Source organism: Frisingicoccus caecimuris, assembly GCF_004340975.1.
Taxonomy (GTDB): Bacteria; Bacillota; Clostridia; order Lachnospirales; family Lachnospiraceae; genus Frisingicoccus; species Frisingicoccus caecimuris.
The window spans coordinates 1,447-2,551 of record NZ_SLXA01000027.1 but is presented as its reverse complement, the minus strand read 5'-3'; the positions used below and the strand labels follow the sequence as shown (position 1 = coordinate 2,551).

Annotated in this window: 1 protein-coding gene and 1 other annotated feature (1 of these 2 cut by a window edge); the gene reads left to right on the top strand. The window is 51.9% G+C overall.

Translation table 11 applies throughout. The features are described from left to right. Window positions 1–1,105 (top strand) — a sequence feature (mutual gap in cmsearch alignment for this rRNA model is longer than 100) (it continues 1,383 nt past the right edge of the window). After that, window positions 804–968, top strand: coding sequence for a hypothetical protein (locus tag EV212_RS13595; RefSeq protein ID WP_207669132.1), 165 nt, complete (start codon window positions 804–806; stop codon window positions 966–968). It overlaps the preceding feature by 165 nt.

Genomic DNA, 1,105 nt, shown 5'->3' with positions numbered 1-1,105 from the left:
GAAATCCGTAGGCAGCAGGCAGAATCCAGAGTACCACGAGACACGTGGAACCTTGTGGGAAGTCGGGAGGACCACCTCCCAAGGCTAAATACTACTCAGTGACCGATAGCGTATAGTACTGTGAAGGAAAGGTGAAAAGAACCCCGGGAGGGGAGTGAAAGAGAACCTGAAACCCTGTGTTTACAAGCTGTGGGACATCCTTAAGAGATGGACCGCGTACTTTTTGTAGAACGGTCCGGCGAGTTACATCATCTGGCGAGGTTAAGGACTAAAGGTCCGGAGCCGAAGGGAAACCGAGTCTTAATAGGGCCAGAGTCAGATGGAGTAGACCCGAAACCGGGTGATCTATCCATGTCCAGGTTGAAGTTGCCGTAAAAGGCAATGGAGGACCGAACCCACATCCGTTGAAAAGGGTGGGGATGAGGTGTGGATAGGGGAGAAATTCCAATCGAACCCGGAGATAGCTGGTTCTCCTCGAAATAGCTTTAGGGCTAGCCTCAGTTTAGCGACACGGAGGTAGAGCACTGAATAGCCTAGGGGGCGTCAAAGCCTACCGAAGCTTATCAAACTCCGAATGCCGTGGACGTGATGACTGGGAGTCAGACTGCACGAGATAAGTTGGGTAGTCGAAAGGGAAAGAGCCCAGACCGCCAGCTAAGGTCCCAAAATACATGTTAAGTGGAAAAGGATGTGGGATTTCGAAGACAACTAGGATGTTGGCTCAGAAGCAGCCATCCATTCAAAGAGTGCGTAATAGCTCACTAGTCGAGAGGTCCTGCGCCGAAAATGTCCGGGGCTGAAACATGATACCGAAGCTGCGGAACCGCAAGGTTGGTAGAGGAGCATTGTCAGCGGGAAGAAGCTGTACCGGAAGGAGCAGTGGACTGCTGAGAAGAGAGAATGCCGGAATGAGTAGCGAGAACAAGGTGAGAATCCTTGTGGCCGAATATCCAAGGTTTCCAGAGTAAAGCTGATCTGCTCTGGGTAAGTCGGGGCCTAAGGCGAGGACGAGAGTCGTAGTCGATGGACAACAGGTGGAGATTCCTGTACTGCATATGGACAGAACTGTGGGGACGCAGAAAGAGAGCGTGAGCCGGGAATGGAA

Excerpts from the sequence above, each read along its gene's own strand:
- EV212_RS13595 (WP_207669132.1), top strand. The coding sequence starts at position 804 with ATGATACCGAAGCTGCGGAACCGCAAGGTTGGTAGAGGAGCATTGTCA.